A 15,546-nucleotide genomic window follows, 5' to 3' on the forward strand; every position below is an offset into this window, starting at 1 on the left:
GGGTCGGTGTGGGCGTGGGGTGCCGGCGGGTCGGGGCGGTTGGGCAATGACAGCTCGAGTGGCTCGCTGGTGCCGGTGAGGGTGTCGAGCCCGGCGGGTGTGGTGTTCACGCAGGTGAGTGCCGGGGGTTCGCATTCGTTGGGGTTGGCGTCGGATGGGTCGGTGTGGGCGTGGGGCGCCGGCTGGTCGGGGCAATTGGGCAATGACAGCTCGAGTGGCTCGCGGGTGCCGGTGAGGGTGTCGAGCCCGGCGGGTGTGGTGTTCACGCAGGTGAGTGCGGGATCTCTCCATTCGTTGGGGTTGGCGACGGATGGGTCGGTGTGGGCGTGGGGCGACGGCGAGATGTGGATGTTGGGCAACGGCGGCGCGCGCAGCTCGCCGATCCCGGTGAGGGTGTCGAGCCCGCCGGGTGTCGTGTTCACGCAGGTGAGTGCGGGATCTTTCCATTCGTTGGCGTTGGCGACGGATGGGTCGGTGTGGGCGTGGGGCTTTGGTGCGAGCGGGCAGGTGGGCAACGACGGCTTGCGCAGCTCGACGGTTCCGGTGAGGGTGTCGAGCCCGGGGGGTGTGGTGTTCACGCAGGTGAGTGCGGGATCTTTCCATTCGTTGGGGGTGGCGACGGATGGGTCGGTGTGGGCGTGGGGCCTGGGTGAAAGTGGGCAGCTGGGCAACAACGACACGCGTGACGCGTTCGTGCCGGTGAGGGTGTCGAGCCCGGGGGATGTGGTGTTCACGCAGGTGAGCGCGGGGGGCTCGCATTCGTTGGGGGTGGCGACGGATGGGTCGCTGTGGGCGTGGGGAAGCGCGGCGTCTGGGCAATTGGGGACCGGGGATTCCGTCGATCAACGGACCCCGTCGCGCTCCGCGAAGCGAGTGTTCACACAGGTGAGTGCGGGCTACTCGCACTCGCTGGCGATCGCATCGGACGGATCCGTATGGGCATGGGGGACCGGGAAGGACGGTCGTCTGGGCAACAATTCCCGCAGCGACTCGGCCGTGCCGGTCGCCGTCAGTCCCGCGTGGGGTCCGTCGGTGTTCATCACGCAGGTCAGTGCCGGCTTCTCGCACTCCCTCGCTCTGGCATCGGATGGTTCGGTGTGGGCGTGGGGAGCGGGCGTCGGGGGCCTCCTCGGCAACGGGACGGACCAGGAGTCGCTTGTGCCCGTTCCCGTCTCGAAATCGTGGGGCGGAGCAGTGTCGATCATGCAGGTCAGTGCCGGCCTGACGCATTCGTTGGCGGTCGCGTCCGACGGACGGGTGTGGTCCTGGGGGCAGGGCGGGAAAGGGCAACTAGGCACGGGCGCGCTGGTGAGCTCGTCGGTTCCGGTTCCCGTTCTCGGTGCACTCGACGGGGTCCGTGTCCAGCAAGTCGGCGCGGGCGGAGACCGCTCCTTGGCGCTGACCAATGACGGTGCGGTGTGGGCATGGGGGGACGGCGAGGGAGGTGGTCTGGGGGATGGCGACGCGACCGTGCACTTCTCAGCGGTCCCACGGCCCGTGTCGTGGCAGGCCGGTGGGGCGGCACCCCCCGTCCAGCAGATCAGCGCGGGACAGGCGCACTCTCTCGCCGTCACGCGTGCCGGAGCCGTCTACGCGTGGGGGAAGGGGGAGATGGGGGTTCTCGGTGATGCGAACTCTGCTGCGCATTCGGTGGCGCGACCGCAGCTCGTCAACGCTACGTGGGGAAGCGGTGTGGCGATCGCTCAGGTGAGTGCCGGCCCCCTCACTTCCCTTGCGGTCACATCGAAGGGTGATGTCTGGGGCTGGGGAAGCAATGGAGTCGCCCAGCTGGGTCAGGGTGACATGGTCAGTTCCTATCCGACTCCGGTGGCGATGAAGACGCCGTGGGTCACGTCGTCCCCGGGGTCGACCATCACGCAGGTGAGCGCGGGCCAGCTGCTGTCCGTGGTGGTCGCTTCCGACGGAACCGCATGGGTATCGGGGGTCGACGCGGCCTTCAAACTGAGGAGATCCCCCGAAGTGATGAGCTCACTCCCGCCCCTGCGTCTCGCGAACTGCACGCCCCCGTCGACCCTGGTGGGACAGCGTTGCACGCTCCCCGGTACGACGGCCTACTCCGTCTCCTACCGCTACCTCGGGTGGAGCTCGCCCCTCGCGACGACGACGATCACCCGATGAAACGCGTCCTGTGCAACGCCCTCTCGCCGCTGCGGTGGGTCTTCGTCGCACTCCTCCTCGCGGCGCTCGCGGCTCCCTTCGCCTACACGGCGGTGACGGGGCAGGAGATCGTCCGCGTCGACGGAGAGTCGATGGTGCCGACCCTCCACCTCGGCGACGTGCTCTTCGTCGGTCGCGCTGAGCCCGACGAACTCGTGCCTGGCGCGATCGTCACGGTCGAGCCGCCGGGCTCGGGACGCTACACGCACCGCATCGTCGCCGTCGAGGGCGACTCGCTGACGCTCCGCGGTGACGCGAACGCCGAAGCCGACCCGATACCCGTCGCCTTCTCCGACGTGCGCGGTGTCGTTCGTCACCACCTCGCGGGCGCCCCGGCTGTCGCAGTCCTCGCCCTCGACACGTTGCCGATGCGCCTGTCGCTGGTGGTGCTGCTCATCGGCCTGATCTTCCTGCCGCTCCCGGTTCGACGCGGTCGCGGCCACGTCGCACCGGCGAACCTCGACCACGAGGCGCAGCCGACGACTCGTCGAGAGGCCCGGGCCAACGTGCTTCCTTAATTGGCTTATACGCATATATATTCAATTAGCGAACGGGATGACTCTCACCCCGTTCGCGCTATCGCCGCCCCTCATCGAAGGAGTCATCCAATGAACGCGCCCACCCTCACTGCTCGCCCTTCTTCCCCCACTTCGTCGACCCCCTCGTGGCCCCGGGCCGCCGGCATCCTGATCCTCACCGGAGGCGTGCTGCTGACGGCCGCCACCGCCCTCGAGATCGGAACCGATGTGTCCACCGATCCGGGTCCGGCGACGGCGTTCTGGGTGCTCTTCCTCGCCAGCACGCTCGCTCACGTCGCGGCGATGTTCCCGCTCGCCCTCGGCCGCGGCGACGGTCAGGGCACCGTGGGCCCGTCGATCGTCGGCAAGCTCGCGCTGCTCGGGTTCGGCGCCTTCTTCCTCGCGAACCAGAGTCTGTACCTGCTCGCGGCGTACCTGCTGCCGACCGCGGAGCCCACCGATGGGGCGATGGCCTTCCTCTTCGGGATGAGCGCCGTGCAGGGCGTGCTCCTGCTGGTCGGGGGCATCGCCATCGTGCGGGCCCGCGTGCTGGCCGGCGCGGCCCGCTGGGCGATCCTCGTGCTCGCCGTCATCGGCTTCGCGCTCGGTGTCGTCATCAACGCGAGCTCGATCGAGGCGCTGACGAACACGATGTACTTCGTGTCGACCGGAGCGCAGATCGTCGCGGGGCTGCTCATCGCTCGGGCCGGCGTCCTCGCAGCGAAGTAGCGTGTGGGACGTGCCCCGCAGCTATCAGTCCCCCAAGCGACAGGCAGAGGCCGCCGCCACGCGCGCGAACATCGTCGACACGGCAGGCCGGCTCTTCGTCCGCGACGGCTACGTCGCCACCACCATCAAGGCGATCGCCGCCGAGGCGGGGGTGTCGATCCCCACCGTGCACCTGAACGGTCCCAAGCACGCTCTGCTGATCGCCGCCTTCGAGCGGACCTTCGCGGGTGACGAGGGCCTGCACTCGCTCACGGAACGACCTGCTCTCGTCGAGATCATGAGCGAGCCCGACACCGACACGGCGATCGGTCGGTACGTCGACTTCCTGATCGAGGCGAATCAGCGGTCGGCGGCGATCGTTCGGGCCATGCTCGCCGCAGCCGACAGCGACGCGGAGGTGCGTGCCGCCTACCTCGAGTTGGAGATGCGCCGCCACCGCGACATGACGATCGGGGCCGGGTGGTTCCTGCAGCGCGAACGTATCCGCGTCGACCAGGTCGCGATCGCCGCCGACGTGCTCGGCCTCATCACCGGGCCCGACCCGTGGACGCACTTGACCGTGACGCGCGGCTGGGATGTCGACGCCTACCGGTCGTGGCTCACGGCCCAGCTCATCCATCTCGCCGACAACCTCGCATAGACCCTCGCCGCGCGGCGGAGGGGGCTTCCTCGAAAGAAGACCATGACCCGTTCCGCCCTCCTGTGCAGCATGCCCGCCGTCGGCCACGTCGGTCCGCTCCTCGTCGTCGCCGCCGAGCTCCGGCGACGTGGATGGGACGTTCGTTTCCTCACCGGCGCCCGATACCGGTCCATGGTCGAGGCATCCGGCATCCGGTTCCTTCCCCTGCCGCCCGAGGCCGACACTCTCGACGACATCGGAACGGGAGATGACGTGCGCGAGAGGGGACTCGCGACCCTCAATCGCGGTGTCGAGCGGGCGTTCCTCGACCCCGCGGCTCCGGCAGCAGTCACCCTGGAGCACGTCCTCGCCGAGGAGCCGGCCGATGTGGTGCTGCACGACATGCTCTTCCTGGGAGTGCAGACCCTGTTCGTGCGACCGCGCTCCGAGCGTCCCCTCACCGTCATGTGCGGCATCACCGCCGCGGGATTCTCGAGTCGCGACACTCCGCCGTACGGTCTCGGCATCACGCCCCTCCGCCAGCCGGTGGTGAACCGTCTGCGCAACCGGGTGCTCGACGTGACGGCGAAGGCCGTGCTGCGACCGGTCCATCGGTCGCTCGACCTCTTCCTCGCCGGTGTCGGGGCGCCACCCCTGAACGGGGCGTTCTTCATGGACGTGCTCTCGCGCAGCGACCTGCTCGCGCAGTTCACCGTCGAGGAGTTCGAGTACCCCCGCAGCGACGCTCCCGCCCACCTGCGCTTCTACGGGCCCATGGCGACGGCGGCCGCCCATCCCACACCGGCACCGCCGTGGTTCGACGAGCTCGACCCGGCCCTCCCGCTCGTGCACGTCACGCAGGGCACCGTCGCCAACACCGACTACAGCGAGGTGATCGCGCCCGCCCTCGCGGCCCTGGCCGATCTTTCCGTCCAGGTCGCCGTGACCACCGGCGGGCGCGCGGTCGACACCCTCCCGACCCTGCCCGCGAACGCGTTCGCCGCGAGCTACCTGCCGTATGACGAACTGCTCGCCCGGACGAGTGTGCTCGTCACGAACGGCGGGTATGGCGGGCTCCACCACGCGATGCGCCACGGCGTGCCGATCGTCATCGCCGGCGACTCCGAAGACAAGGTCGAGACCTCGGCCCGTGTCCAGCACGCCGGAGTGGGCGTGAACCTGCGCACGGGTCGCCCGACTCCGGATGCCATCCGCTCGGCCGTCCTGCGGATCCTCGCCGATCCGGGCTACACGGCGAACGCGCGACGCGTCGGCGAGGCGATCGCCGCCGCGCCGGGAGCGGCGGGGCTCGTCGACGACGTCGAGGCGATGCTCGCGGCCCGCGCCTGATCCGCGCCGCGGTCAGCCCTCGACGACGCGTGCGGCGATGTCGGTGCGGTACTGCCCGCCTTCGAGGCCGATGCGGTCGAGTCCCTCGTAGGCGGCGGCGCGCGCCTCGCGGAACGTCGACCCCAGGGCGACGACGCTGAGCACCCGCCCACCGGTCGCCGTGAAGCCGTTGGCGGATGCCGCCGTCGCCGCATGCGCGAGGTGGACGCCGTCGACCTCGTCGGCGTCGTCGATCCCCGTCAGGGGGCGGCCGGTCACCGGCGCCTCGGGGTAACCCTCGCTGGCGAGCACGACCGTCACGGCGGCGGCTTCCGCGAAAGCGGGGCGCGGGCGGTCTTCGAGCGTGCCCGAGGCCGCGGCGAGAAGCAGCTCCGACAGCGGGTCGATCAGGCGGGGCAGCACGACCTGGGTCTCGGGGTCGCCGAACCGCGCGTTGAACTCGATGACCTTGACGCCCTGTTCGGTCAGGATGAGGCCGGCGTAGAGGAGTCCGATGAACGGCGTGCCCTCGGCATCCATCTGCCGGATCACGGGCTCCGCGATCTCGCGCGTGACCTGATCGACGAAATCGGCCTCGCTCCCGAAGCGGTCGTCGAGCCACGGCAGCGGCGAGTAGGCGCCCATGCCGCCGGTGTTGGGGCCCTCGTCGCCGTCGCGGAGGCGCTTGAAGTCCTGCGCGGGGCTGAGCGGCAGCACGTGGTCGCCGTCGCTGAGGAAGAACAGTGACACCTCGGGGCCCGACAGGAACTCCTCGACCAGGACGGCCCCGGTCGCCAGATAGGTGGCGGCGTGCGTGATCGCGGCCTCGCGGTCGGAGGTGACGATGACGCCCTTGCCGGCGGCGAGTCCGTCGGCCTTGACGACATACGGTGCGCCGTAGTCGTCGAGAGCTGCTTCCACGGTCGGGAGGTCGACCGCGCGCACGGCCCGTCCGGTGGGGACGCCCGCGGCATCCATGATCCGCTTCGCGTAGGTCTTCGATCCCTCGAGCTGCGCGGCGGCCTTGCCCGGGCCGAAGACCGGGATGCCGTGCTCGCGCAGGGCGTCGGCGACCCCGGCGACGAGCGGCGCCTCGGGTCCGACGACGACGAGGTCGATCGCCTCGGTCTGCGCGAAGGTGAGCACCTCGGCCGGATCGTTCGGGTCGAGGGAGACCAGGTGCGCGTCGCGCGCGATGCCGGCGTTGCCGGGAGCGGCGAAGATCGCGTGCGATGCCTCTTCGGAGCGCAGGGCGAGGATGATGGCGTGCTCGCGCGCGCCCGAACCGAGGACCAGGATTCTCACGCGGCCAGCCTACCGAGCGGGCTCTGCGCGCGTGGCGCACGGGCCGCTGCGGCGGCCGCCCGTCGGCGCGGGCTCCCTGACCGGTGTGCCCGGGTGCGGCAGCGGTCGAGCGATGCGGCGGACACTCGACCCGCGCTCGCGCCCCGCGAGTACGGTGGAGGCCATGCCCCCACGTCGTATCGAGACCGGTGACGGTCGGGCCGCTCTCGAGGCGGTGGCCGCCGGCGACGCCCCGCGCCCGGCCCTCGCGACCGCCGTGCGCTACCTGCTCCAGCTGCTGGCCGAGAAGGCGCCGGGCAACTCCGTCGAGATGCGCGTGCCTCCCTTCGGCGCCGTCCAGGTCATCGAGGGGCCCCGTCACACGCGCGGCACGCCGCCGAACGTCGTCGAGACCGACGCCGCCACCTGGATCGCCGTCGCCACGGGCCGGGAGCACTGGGCGGATGCCGTCGCCGCCGGGCGCATCGTCGCCTCGGGCGTCCGCGCCGACCTGTCCGCGCTTCTGCCGTTGCGGCCGTAGGGGCTCGGCCGTCGAGACCGTAGGCGCTCGTCGAGACCGTACGCCCCGGTACGCCTCCCGGTGCGGTTTCGTGCATCGCGTGCGGTTTCGGTGACGCGACGTGCCGCCCGGGCCCGCCGACGACGTGGGAGTGGGACAATGGAGGCATGGCCGAGCAGCCCGCCCCCGAACGACCGTCCTTCTCGCGCGACGACATCGAGACGGTCAGCGTGCGCCGCGCCCCGAAGTACGGCGTCTTCTTGGCCGCCGGGGCGTTCGTCGGCATCCTCGTCGCCCTCATCCTGACGTTCGCCATCGACAGCACGGATGTCAGCCCGTACACGCAGGTCGTGTACTCGCAGCTGCAGGTGTTCGGCTTCACGGCGTTGATCTGCGTGGTCGCCGGGGTGACGGTCGCCGCCATCGTCGCTCTCGTCTTCGAGCGCACCCTCGGGGGACGCACGCGCCAGGTGATCGTCGACCACGAGCAGCACGGGGTCTGACCCTCAGGCGAGCTCCGCGATGATCGGATGGATCGCGGAGTCGAACGCCGCGACGTCGCCGCGCAGACCGTCGGTGACAGCGACGGTCAGCGACCCGATCCACCACACGCCCCGCTGAGCGAGCGGCAGGATCTGCACGTTGAGCTCGAACGAGTGCGCGCGACGGCCCACGATCCGCTCGTGCGCCGCGATCGCGCTCGCGTAGGCGCGGTACGACACTCCGGGCCGCGCCGACGACTCGCGCGCGTACCGCCCGTGTGCGTGCTGGGCGAAGTCCGTGGCCTCCTCGGCGAAGGGCGACGCCGCCTCGCGCAGGACCTCGGCGCCCTCGATCGGAAGGGTCACGAGACCGTCGAAGCCCTCGACCAACTCCAACGGCACGGGGGAGGGATGTGCTTGCGGCTCGACCGTCATCGCCCAGTATGCGCGCCACTGTCGCTCGAGCTCCGACCGCGCGGCATCCGATCTCCCGCTCTCCGGCGTCGGCGGCACACGCCGCAGGAACGGCAACTCCTCCGGAGAACGGATGCCGAGAATTTGACGCAGGTAGAGCGCGACGAGCACGGGTGAGGCGGCGTCCTCGCGGATCACCCACTCGGGCTGGCCTGCCGTCATGGCGTCATTGTAGGGAGGGGTCCGCCCGCCGGCGATGGGCCTTGCGCGGCGCTGCACGGCGCTGAGAGCGACGCCCGCACGCAGCCGCCCCGGGTAGTCTGTTGCGGTGGCCTCCGCTCCCCACGAAAACCCGTACTCCGCCGCAGGCGTCGATACCGCCGCCGGAGATCTCGCCGTCGAACTGATGAAGTCGGCCGTGCGCCGCACGCACGGTCCCGAGGTGCTGGGCAGTGTCGGCGGCTTCGCCGGCCTCTTCGACGCCTCCGCCCTGCGCGACTACGCCAAGCCGCTGCTCGCGACGAGCACCGACGGCGTCGGAACCAAGGTCGCGATCGCTCAGGCCATCGACAAGCACGACACGATCGGCGAAGACCTCGTCGGCATGGTCGTCGACGACATCGTCGTGGTCGGGGCACGGCCCCTGTTCATGACCGACTACATCGCGTGCGGCAAGGTCGTGCCGCAGCGCATCGCCGACATCGTCGCGGGCATCGCGCGCGGCTGCGCCATGACGGGCACCGCGCTCGTCGGCGGCGAGACGGCCGAGCACCCCGGTCTGCTCGGCATCGACGACTACGACGTCGCGGGAGCGGCGACCGGCGTCGTCGAGGCCGACCGCGTGCTCGGCGCCGATCGCGTCCGCAGCGGCGACGTCGTGCTCGCGCTCGCCTCGAGCGGCCTGCACTCCAACGGCTACTCGCTCGTGCGCCACATCATCACCGGCGCGGGTATCGCCTACGGCTCGGCCTCCGCCGACCTCGGCGGCACGTGGGGCGAGGCGCTGCTCGAGCCCACGCGCCTGTACACCTCCCCGCTGCTGCGCCTGCTCGACGACGCGGCGGTCGGCTCCGGCATCCACTCGCTCAGCCACGTCACCGGCGGCGGCATCGCCGCGAACCTCGCGCGCGTGCTGCCGCAGGGCACGTGGGTCGACGTCGACCGCTCGACGTGGAGCCCGTCGCCGGTGTTCCGAGTGCTCGCCGATCTGGGCGGCCTCGACCTGACCGCGACCGAGGGCACCTGGAACCTCGGCATCGGCTTCCTCGCCGTCGTCGCGCCCGAGATCGCGGATGCCGCGACCGCGGCGCTGCAGGCCGACGGCATCGCCACGTGGCAGGTCGGCGTCGTGCGCGACGGCGCCCGCCCCGAGGGCGAGTACGAGCAGGGCGCGAAGGGCGTCGACGGCGGTGCCGTGCGCCTGGTCGGAACCTACGCGGATGCCGGTCACCCGGCGAACGGAGCGAACTAACACCCCATGTGCGGCATCGTCGGCATGGCCGGGCAGGGCCCGGTCAACCAGGAGATCTACGACGCGCTCCTCCTCCTCCAGCACCGGGGACAGGACTCCACGGGCATGGCCACGGCCGAGTCCAGCGGGGTGTTCCACATCCACAAGGCCCGGGGGCAGGTGCGCGAGGCGTTCCGCACGCGCGACATGCGGGCCCTCCTCGGCGACATCGGCCTCGGGCACGTGCGGTACGCGACCAAGGGGACGGCATCCAACGAAGAAGAGGCGCAGCCCTTCTACGTCAACGCCCCCTACGGCATCGTGCTCGTGCACAACGGCAACCTGACCAACACCCGCGAGCTGACGACCGAGCTCTTCCATAAGGATCGTCGTCACCTCAACACCAGCAGCGACACCGAGCTGCTCGTCAACATCCTCGGCTCCGAGCTGCAGTCCGAGATCACCGGTCCCGATCTCGACCCCGACCAGGTCTTCCGCGCGGTCGCCCGCGTGCACGAGCGCGTCGAGGGGTCGTACGCCTCGATCGCCCTGATCGCCGGATACGGGCTGCTCGCGTTCCGCGATCCCTTCGGCATCCGCCCGCTCATTCTCGGCAAGCGTCCCGCCGCGATCGTTCCGGGCGGCGAGCCGCGCGACGAGTGGATCGTGGCCTCCGAGTCGCTCGTGCTCGAGAACGCGGGCTTCGAGGTCGTGCGCGACGTCGAGCCCGGTGAGGCCGTGTTCATCAGCCTCGACGGCACCCTGCACGCGCAGCAGTGCGCGAAGAGCACGATGCTCGCGCCGTGCTCGTTCGAGTACGTCTACCTCGCGCGTCCCGACTCGGTCATGAACGGCGTCTCGGTGTACGAGACGCGCCTGCGCATGGGTGAGCGCCTGGCCGACACGGTCGCGAAGTACACGCCCGCCGGCGCCATCGACGTCGTCATGCCGATCCCCGACTCCGCACGTCCGGCGGCCATGCAGGTCGCCCGCAAGCTCGGGATCGAGTACCGCGAGGGCTTCTACAAGAACCGCTATGTCGGTCGGACGTTCATCATGCCCGGTCAGGCGGTGCGCAAGAAGAGCGTGCGCCAGAAGCTCAACGCGATGTCGACGGAGTTCCAGGGCAAGAACGTTCTCCTCGTCGATGACTCGATCGTGCGTGGCACCACGAGCCGCGAGATCATCCAGATGGCCCGGGATGCCGGGGCCAAGAGCGTGACGTTCGCCTCGGCCGCACCTCCCGTGCGCTACCCTCACGTGTACGGCATCAACATGCCCTCGCGTCACGAGCTGGTGGCCCACGGGCGCACGATCCCCGAGATCGCCGAGGAGCTCGGCTGCGACTACCTGGTGTACCAGGAGGTCGACGACCTGAAGGCCGCGATCATGGAGGGCACCGACCTGGTCGACCTCGACATGAGCTGCTTCGACGGCCGCTACGTCACGGGCACCGTGTCGGAGGAGTACCTCGCCTGGGTCGAGGGCAGCCAGGAGTCTTGAGTCCGCGCCGCGCGGGGACCGTCGCGCTCGCCGCGGCAGCGATCGTGCTGCTCGCGCTGACGCTGCGCATCGCCGTCGCGTCACTGTCGCCGCTGCTGGTCGTCATCGAGCGCGATTTCCCCCTCCCGGCGGCCGTCGTCGGCCTGATCGGTATGGCACCGCCCGTGGCCTTCGCGATCTCGGGCTTCGTGACACCCGCGATCGAGCGGCGGGTGGGCCTCGAACGGCTGGTGCTCCTGGCCGCGGCCGTCGCGGCAGTCATGCTCGGCATGAGGGCCGTCGCCGTCGACGCGATCACCCTGCTCGCCGCGACCGCCGGGATCTTCGCGGCGGTGGGTGTCGCCAACGTGCTGCTGCCCGCCGTGGTGAAGAAGTACTTCCCCGCCCGCATCGGCCTGATGACGACGATCTACACGACCACGATGGCGGTCGCCACGTTCATGCCGCCGCTCGTGGCCGTCCCCCTCGCGGAGAGTATCGGGTGGCGCGGCTCATTCACCCTGTGGGCGGCGGTCGCGGTGGCCGCGGTGGTGCCCTGGGTCGCGATGAGCCTCCGCGCCCGGGCGGCCCGGGCGGACGTCATCGAGCAGCCGAAGACGTCGGTGCTGTCGCGCGTGGTCCGCGTGCCGCAGACGTGGGCACTTGCGGCGACGTTCGGGGTGAACTCGTCCGTCGCCTACGGACTGTTCGCCTGGTTGCCGCCGCTGGTGATGGGAGTCGCCGGGGTGGATGCCGCCGAGGCCGGCAGGCTGCTCGCCCTGTTCTCGTTCATGGGCCTGCCGGTGTCGCTCGTCGTTCCGCTGCTCGTCGTGCGGGCGCGCAGCGTCGCCCCGTTCTACGTCGTCGCCGTCGTGGGCGGACTCGCCGGGGTCGCCGGACTCCTCTTCGCCCCCGCGGCCGCGACGACACTGTGGGTGGTGCTCATCGGCATCCCGCCCCTGATGTTCCCGATGGCGCTCGTGCTCTTCGGCCTGCGCACACGGTCGCACGACACCGCGGTCGCGCTCAGCGGGTTCGTGCAGAGCGTCGGCTACGGCATCGCCGCACTCATGCCGCTCGCCATCGGCGTGACCCACGAGATCACGGGCGGGTGGACGGCGGGACTGATCGTGCTCGGCGTCGTCATCGCATGCGTGATCCCCGCGGGAATCGTCGTCTCACGCAGAGAGACGATCGAGGAAGCCTGGGAGCGCCGCAACGGCACTGCCTGGTGACAGCCGCGGACGCGGCCGGTGCAGGGCGCTGAAGCCCTACGCCTTCTCGTCTTCGTACTCGTCGGAGTATTCGTCCGCCCACTTGTCGACGTACGCGTCTTCACCCGGTTCGGGTGCGCCGAGTTCGCGCTCGAGCGCTGCGTAGTTCACCGAATAGGTGTCGTACTTCAGCTCACGGGCGATCTTGGTGTGCTTCGCCTTCTGACGGCCACGCCCCATGCGAGACCCCCTCACGATCGACATCGCAGGCCGTGCTCAGGGCCCTGCGTATTGCGGTTCCGGACCGAGCCGGTAAGAGTAACACCCAGGATATCACGGTGCCCCTCGACCCCGACCGTCGCGGTCCGGAGGGGGCTGCTGTCGACGAGAGGAAGAACGGCATGAGCGACCACGAGGCTCGGGCAGCGGCATCCGGAGCCGTCATCGCGGGAGTCGTGCCGGGGCAGTCGCCCCGCGTGGCGCAGGAAGCGGCGCGCTACGCCGCGCTGGCGGGCGCCGAGCTGATCGTGGCCCACGTCGACACGACGCGATTCGTCGCGTTCGAGGACCCGGACGGCTACGTCAACTCGGCGACGCTCGATGTCGCCGGCGAGGTGGCGCGGGCCGCGCTCGCCGAGGTCGAGAAGGACGCGACCGCGGCTCTGGCGGGCAGAGACGTGCGCTGGAGCGCACGTCAGATCATCGGCGATCCCGCGCTCGCACTGATTCAGCTCGCCGACGAGGTCGGGGCGTCGCTGCTGGTGGTGGGCACGCGCAAGCGCGGGTTGGGGGAGTCGCTCCGTGAGTTTCTGACCGGCTCGGTTGCCGCCCGGCTCTCGCATCGGCAGCACCGTCCGGTGCTGGTCGTTCCGCTGGGAGAGCCGGTCGGCGCCCACGAGGAGCTGCCCTGGGAGTGACGGGTCAGCCGCGCATCGCGCGGGCGACCGCGTCGGAGGCCTGACGCAGCGCCGTCTCGATCTCGTCGACTCCGGATGCCGCGAGCTCGCCGCCGCGGGCCACGTGCGACCGCAGCTCGGAGCGGACGCGTCCGCGGAACTCGGTCAGGGCGGCGTCCGCGCGGTGCAACTGCTCACGCGTGCGGGAGCGGGCGTCGTCGGCGGGGGCTGCCTCGGCCTGCTCGCGCTCCTCGCGAGACGCGGCCGCGAGGTCGGCGCGGAGGCTGCGCATGGCATCCCGCACGCTCCCGCGCACCTCGTCGGCGATGAGACGCACGCTGTCGGCGAGATCGGCCTGGATCCCTTCGAGGTCGCCGGTGCGGGCCGCCACCTCGGCACGGCCGGCATCCGTGATCTCGTAGACCGTCTTGCGGCCGTCCACGGTCTTCGTGACGAGGCCCTCGTCTTCGAGCTTCGCCAGGCGTGGATAGATGGTGCCGGCCGAGGGAGAGTACGTGCCTCCGGTGCGGTCGGACAGGGCCTGCATCAGGTCGTAGCCGTGACGCGGCGCCTCATCGAGCAGGCTCAGGATGTACAGGCGCAGACCGCCGTGCGAGAAGACCGGGCTCATCACCACTCCTCCTCGTTCGCGAGTTCCTCGGGGCGCAGGCCCGAGATGCCCCGGCGCAGCACCGTGATCTCGCCGGAGACCGTGTTGGCCCGAACGTCGACGAACTGCCCCGCCAGGGCGCCCGTCGACCCGGTGAAGTTCGTGGGGCCGGAGCCGGAGCGCACGTGTCCGTCGATCTGCACGCGACCGCTTACCGACCGGGACACGTAGTTGGCGGGGAGGCCCCGGTCGAGACGGATGGTGGCCGCGCCGTTGACGGAGTTGAGTGCGATCGACTGCACCGGGCCGGTGGAGTCGACGAGCATCGCCCCCGAGACGGTGTCGATCGACGCTTTCGTCACCGCTCCGGTGACGGTGACGTCGCCCGAGACGCTGTTGGCGCTCAGCGCGCCCTCGAGTTCGCGCACCTGCACGTCGCCCGAGACCGCGTTGGCGCTGACATCGCCGACCAGCCCGTCGACGATGATGTCGCCGGACACGGTGTTGAGCCGGGCGTCGGTGCGCAGGCCCGAGACGAGGGCGCTCGCACTGACGACGCCGAGGGTGAGGGCGACCGAGCGCGGCACGGCCACGCTCACCTCGGCCTTGGGGCCACCGGCGCCGAAGTTGCGGAACACCTCGAGGAAGTTGTCCCACCGCAGCTGCGGGTGGTCGATCTCGAGGCGGCCATCGTTCATCTCGATGCGCAGGTCTTTGACGGTGACGCCGTGCACCTCGATGCGAGCGCTCGGCTCATCGTGGGCGATCACGTCGATCTGCCCGCCGACGAGGCCGATCTTCAGCTCGCGCACGCTCTCGAGGTCGATGACGCGCGTCTCGCCGGGGTGGACGATCCATTTCTCCATGGTGGGCTCCTCACTCGCGATATATCGCGTTGAGGACAGTATCGAGATATATCGCGTGTTCGTCAAGACCTGAGGGAGGGTTCCGGGGGATTCGACGGGCTCAGCCACCTGGGTTCAGTCACCGCGAGTGCCGCGCGAGCGAGCTCCCTGAGACGGTCGAAGGGACCGCCTCCGAGCGCAAAAAAGGATGCCATGCGCTCTGGGGGAAACGCATGGCATCCGAGGCGGGCGAACCCGCCGAGGGGGGAGGGGACGCGCACCCGAAACGCGTCGTCCTCCGAGGGGGTCAGACGGGCTTGCGTCCGCTGATCAAGCGGAACAACAGCACGATGAGGGCGATGAGGCCGACGATGATCGCGACCCAGAGCAGGAAGCTCGCGGCCTGGCTCATTCCGCTCACGATGGCGATGACGATCGCGGCGACGATGATGATGATGAGGAAGATGTTCATGGGGGGCTCCTTGCTGTTCACCGCGTCAGGACACGGACCCGGGTGAGTGGTCCTTCTACCGTGTCACCCGGCCCGAAATGCGGCAGGGGGTTGACGTTTCTGGGAAACCGCTGTTAGTCGCGGCCGCTCGCTAACACGACCCTCGGGCCGACGGACGCGGCGTGCGGTGTCAACCCCGAGAGAGGGGGCGGTCGTCCGCCGTAGCGTCGGTGTCCCGACGGAAGGAGACGATCATGCCCCAGGGGCGAGGATCCAACAGTCTGAAAGACCCCGAGCTCTACGAGGAGCTGCGCAAGCAGGGCGACTCGAAGGAGAAGGCGGCGCGCATCTCGAACGCCGCCGCCGCTCAGGGGCGTGGTGCCGTCGGGGAGAAGGGCGGGCACGCCGAGAACTACGAGGAGCGCACCGTGAGCGAGCTCAAGAAGCGCGCGAAGGAGCTCGGGATCACGGGATACTCCGGCAAGAAGAAGGCGGAGCTGATCGACATGCTCCGCAACCACTGAC

18 protein-coding genes are annotated in these 15,546 nt (G+C 70.3%); 12 read left to right on the forward strand and 6 right to left on the reverse strand.

Annotated features, from left to right (window positions below; all coding sequences use genetic code 11):
- The first annotated feature begins 6 nt into the window (after window positions 1-6).
- The 5 genes from NS220_RS20565 to NS220_RS08975 all read left to right on the forward strand — a co-directional run bounded on the left by NS220_RS20565 (window position 7) and on the right by NS220_RS08975 (window position 5,394).
- Complete coding sequence (locus NS220_RS20565) at window positions 7-2,139, forward strand: RCC1-like domain-containing protein (protein WP_369406714.1); 2,133 nt, start codon at window positions 7-9, stop codon at window positions 2,137-2,139.
- Window positions 2,136-2,696, forward strand: coding sequence for a S24/S26 family peptidase (locus NS220_RS08960; RefSeq protein ID WP_193755325.1), 561 nt, complete (start codon window positions 2,136-2,138; stop codon window positions 2,694-2,696). Before NS220_RS20565 ends, NS220_RS08960 begins: the two co-directional genes overlap by 4 nt.
- Before the next feature lie 90 nt (window positions 2,697-2,786).
- Window positions 2,787-3,425, forward strand: coding sequence for a hypothetical protein (locus tag NS220_RS08965; RefSeq protein ID WP_058623736.1), 639 nt, complete (start codon window positions 2,787-2,789; stop codon window positions 3,423-3,425).
- Window positions 3,426-3,435: 10 nt separating this feature from the next.
- On the forward strand, window positions 3,436-4,065 hold the full coding sequence (locus tag NS220_RS08970; protein WP_193755326.1) for a TetR/AcrR family transcriptional regulator: 630 nt from the start codon (window positions 3,436-3,438) through the stop codon (window positions 4,063-4,065).
- Between the two features lie 42 nt (window positions 4,066-4,107).
- On the forward strand, window positions 4,108-5,394 hold the full coding sequence (locus NS220_RS08975; RefSeq protein ID WP_058623738.1) for a glycosyltransferase: 1,287 nt from the start codon (window positions 4,108-4,110) through the stop codon (window positions 5,392-5,394).
- A gap of 12 nt (window positions 5,395-5,406) precedes the next feature.
- On the opposite strand, the gene purD is transcribed toward NS220_RS08975, so the two are convergent.
- On the reverse strand, window positions 5,407-6,678 hold the full coding sequence (gene purD / locus NS220_RS08980; RefSeq protein WP_058623739.1) for a phosphoribosylamine--glycine ligase: 1,272 nt from the start codon (window positions 6,676-6,678) through the stop codon (window positions 5,407-5,409).
- Between the two features lie 163 nt (window positions 6,679-6,841).
- Between purD and NS220_RS08985 the strand changes: the two genes are divergently transcribed.
- Window positions 6,842-7,198 (forward strand): sterol carrier family protein, encoded by a 357-nt coding sequence (locus NS220_RS08985; RefSeq protein ID WP_058623740.1) that lies wholly within the window; start codon window positions 6,842-6,844, stop codon window positions 7,196-7,198.
- A 146-nt stretch (window positions 7,199-7,344) separates the two neighbouring features.
- Window positions 7,345-7,680 (forward strand): hypothetical protein, encoded by a 336-nt coding sequence (locus tag NS220_RS08990; RefSeq protein ID WP_058623741.1) that lies wholly within the window; start codon window positions 7,345-7,347, stop codon window positions 7,678-7,680.
- Window positions 7,681-7,683: 3 nt separating this feature from the next.
- Here the strand turns inward: NS220_RS08990 and NS220_RS08995 are convergent, their stop codons facing one another.
- Window positions 7,684-8,295, reverse strand: coding sequence for a hypothetical protein (locus tag NS220_RS08995; protein ID WP_058623742.1), 612 nt, complete (start codon window positions 8,293-8,295; stop codon window positions 7,684-7,686).
- 106 nt (window positions 8,296-8,401) lie between these two features.
- On the opposite strand from NS220_RS08995, the gene purM reads away from it, so the two are divergent.
- The 3 genes from purM to NS220_RS09010 are packed head-to-tail and all read left to right on the forward strand — an operon-like array spanning window position 8,402 to window position 12,240.
- Window positions 8,402-9,544: a phosphoribosylformylglycinamidine cyclo-ligase gene (gene purM, locus NS220_RS09000; protein WP_058623743.1), complete on the forward strand. Its 1,143-nt coding sequence runs from the start codon at window positions 8,402-8,404 to the stop codon at window positions 9,542-9,544.
- A 6-nt stretch (window positions 9,545-9,550) separates the two neighbouring features.
- Complete coding sequence (gene purF / locus NS220_RS09005; protein ID WP_058623744.1) at window positions 9,551-11,026, forward strand: amidophosphoribosyltransferase; 1,476 nt, start codon at window positions 9,551-9,553, stop codon at window positions 11,024-11,026.
- Entirely contained in the window at window positions 11,023-12,240 is a 1,218-nt protein-coding gene (locus NS220_RS09010) for an MFS transporter (protein ID WP_058623745.1), read from the forward strand. Before purF ends, NS220_RS09010 begins: the two co-directional genes overlap by 4 nt.
- Window positions 12,241-12,276: 36 nt before the next feature.
- On the opposite strand, the gene NS220_RS09015 is transcribed toward NS220_RS09010, so the two are convergent.
- Window positions 12,277-12,459 (reverse strand): DUF3073 domain-containing protein, encoded by a 183-nt coding sequence (locus NS220_RS09015; protein WP_013584267.1) that lies wholly within the window; start codon window positions 12,457-12,459, stop codon window positions 12,277-12,279.
- A gap of 98 nt (window positions 12,460-12,557) precedes the next feature.
- On the opposite strand from NS220_RS09015, the gene NS220_RS09020 reads away from it, so the two are divergent.
- The gene (locus NS220_RS09020) at window positions 12,558-13,136 is read left to right on the forward strand and encodes a universal stress protein (RefSeq protein WP_242864576.1); all 579 of its coding nucleotides are present in this window, start codon (window positions 12,558-12,560) and stop codon (window positions 13,134-13,136) included.
- Window positions 13,137-13,140: 4 nt separating this feature from the next.
- Here the strand turns inward: NS220_RS09020 and NS220_RS09025 are convergent, their stop codons facing one another.
- The 3 genes from NS220_RS09025 to NS220_RS20120 form a co-directional block, all read right to left on the reverse strand.
- Window positions 13,141-13,746, reverse strand: coding sequence for a helix-turn-helix transcriptional regulator (locus NS220_RS09025; RefSeq protein ID WP_058623746.1), 606 nt, complete (start codon window positions 13,744-13,746; stop codon window positions 13,141-13,143).
- On the reverse strand, window positions 13,746-14,591 hold the full coding sequence (locus NS220_RS09030) for a DUF4097 family beta strand repeat-containing protein (protein ID WP_058623747.1): 846 nt from the start codon (window positions 14,589-14,591) through the stop codon (window positions 13,746-13,748). The genes NS220_RS09025 and NS220_RS09030 overlap by 1 nt, the downstream gene beginning before the upstream one ends.
- Before the next feature lie 286 nt (window positions 14,592-14,877).
- Window positions 14,878-15,042, reverse strand: coding sequence for a hypothetical protein (locus NS220_RS20120; protein ID WP_013584263.1), 165 nt, complete (start codon window positions 15,040-15,042; stop codon window positions 14,878-14,880).
- A gap of 233 nt (window positions 15,043-15,275) precedes the next feature.
- Here NS220_RS20120 and NS220_RS09035 point away from each other — a divergent pair, with 233 nt between their 5' ends.
- A complete protein-coding gene (locus NS220_RS09035) occupies window positions 15,276-15,545 on the forward strand; it encodes a DUF7218 family protein (RefSeq protein ID WP_058623766.1) in 270 nt (89 codons plus the stop codon).
- Window position 15,546: the final 1 nt, after the last annotated feature.

The sequence above is a fragment of the Microbacterium testaceum genome, assembly GCF_001476655.1.
In the GTDB taxonomy this organism is placed as follows: domain Bacteria; phylum Actinomycetota; class Actinomycetes; order Actinomycetales; family Microbacteriaceae; genus Microbacterium; species Microbacterium testaceum_C.

Excerpts from the sequence above, each read along its gene's own strand:
- NS220_RS08960 (WP_193755325.1), top strand. The coding sequence starts at position 2,136 with ATGAAACGCGTCCTGTGCAACGCCCTCTCGCCGCTGCGGTGGGTCTTC.
- NS220_RS08965 (WP_058623736.1), top strand. The coding sequence starts at position 2,787 with ATGAACGCGCCCACCCTCACTGCTCGCCCTTCTTCCCCCACTTCGTCG.
- NS220_RS08975 (WP_058623738.1), top strand. The coding sequence starts at position 4,108 with ATGACCCGTTCCGCCCTCCTGTGCAGCATGCCCGCCGTCGGCCACGTC.
- NS220_RS08985 (WP_058623740.1), top strand. The coding sequence starts at position 6,842 with ATGCCCCCACGTCGTATCGAGACCGGTGACGGTCGGGCCGCTCTCGAG.
- NS220_RS08990 (WP_058623741.1), top strand. The coding sequence starts at position 7,345 with ATGGCCGAGCAGCCCGCCCCCGAACGACCGTCCTTCTCGCGCGACGAC.
- NS220_RS08995 (WP_058623742.1), bottom strand. The coding sequence starts at position 8,295 with ATGACGGCAGGCCAGCCCGAGTGGGTGATCCGCGAGGACGCCGCCTCA.
- purF (WP_058623744.1), top strand. The coding sequence starts at position 9,551 with ATGTGCGGCATCGTCGGCATGGCCGGGCAGGGCCCGGTCAACCAGGAG.
- NS220_RS09015 (WP_013584267.1), bottom strand. The coding sequence starts at position 12,459 with ATGGGGCGTGGCCGTCAGAAGGCGAAGCACACCAAGATCGCCCGTGAG.
- NS220_RS09025 (WP_058623746.1), bottom strand. The coding sequence starts at position 13,746 with ATGAGCCCGGTCTTCTCGCACGGCGGTCTGCGCCTGTACATCCTGAGC.
- NS220_RS09030 (WP_058623747.1), bottom strand. The coding sequence starts at position 14,591 with ATGGAGAAATGGATCGTCCACCCCGGCGAGACGCGCGTCATCGACCTC.
- NS220_RS20120 (WP_013584263.1), bottom strand. The coding sequence starts at position 15,042 with ATGAACATCTTCCTCATCATCATCATCGTCGCCGCGATCGTCATCGCC.
- NS220_RS09035 (WP_058623766.1), top strand. The coding sequence starts at position 15,276 with ATGCCCCAGGGGCGAGGATCCAACAGTCTGAAAGACCCCGAGCTCTAC.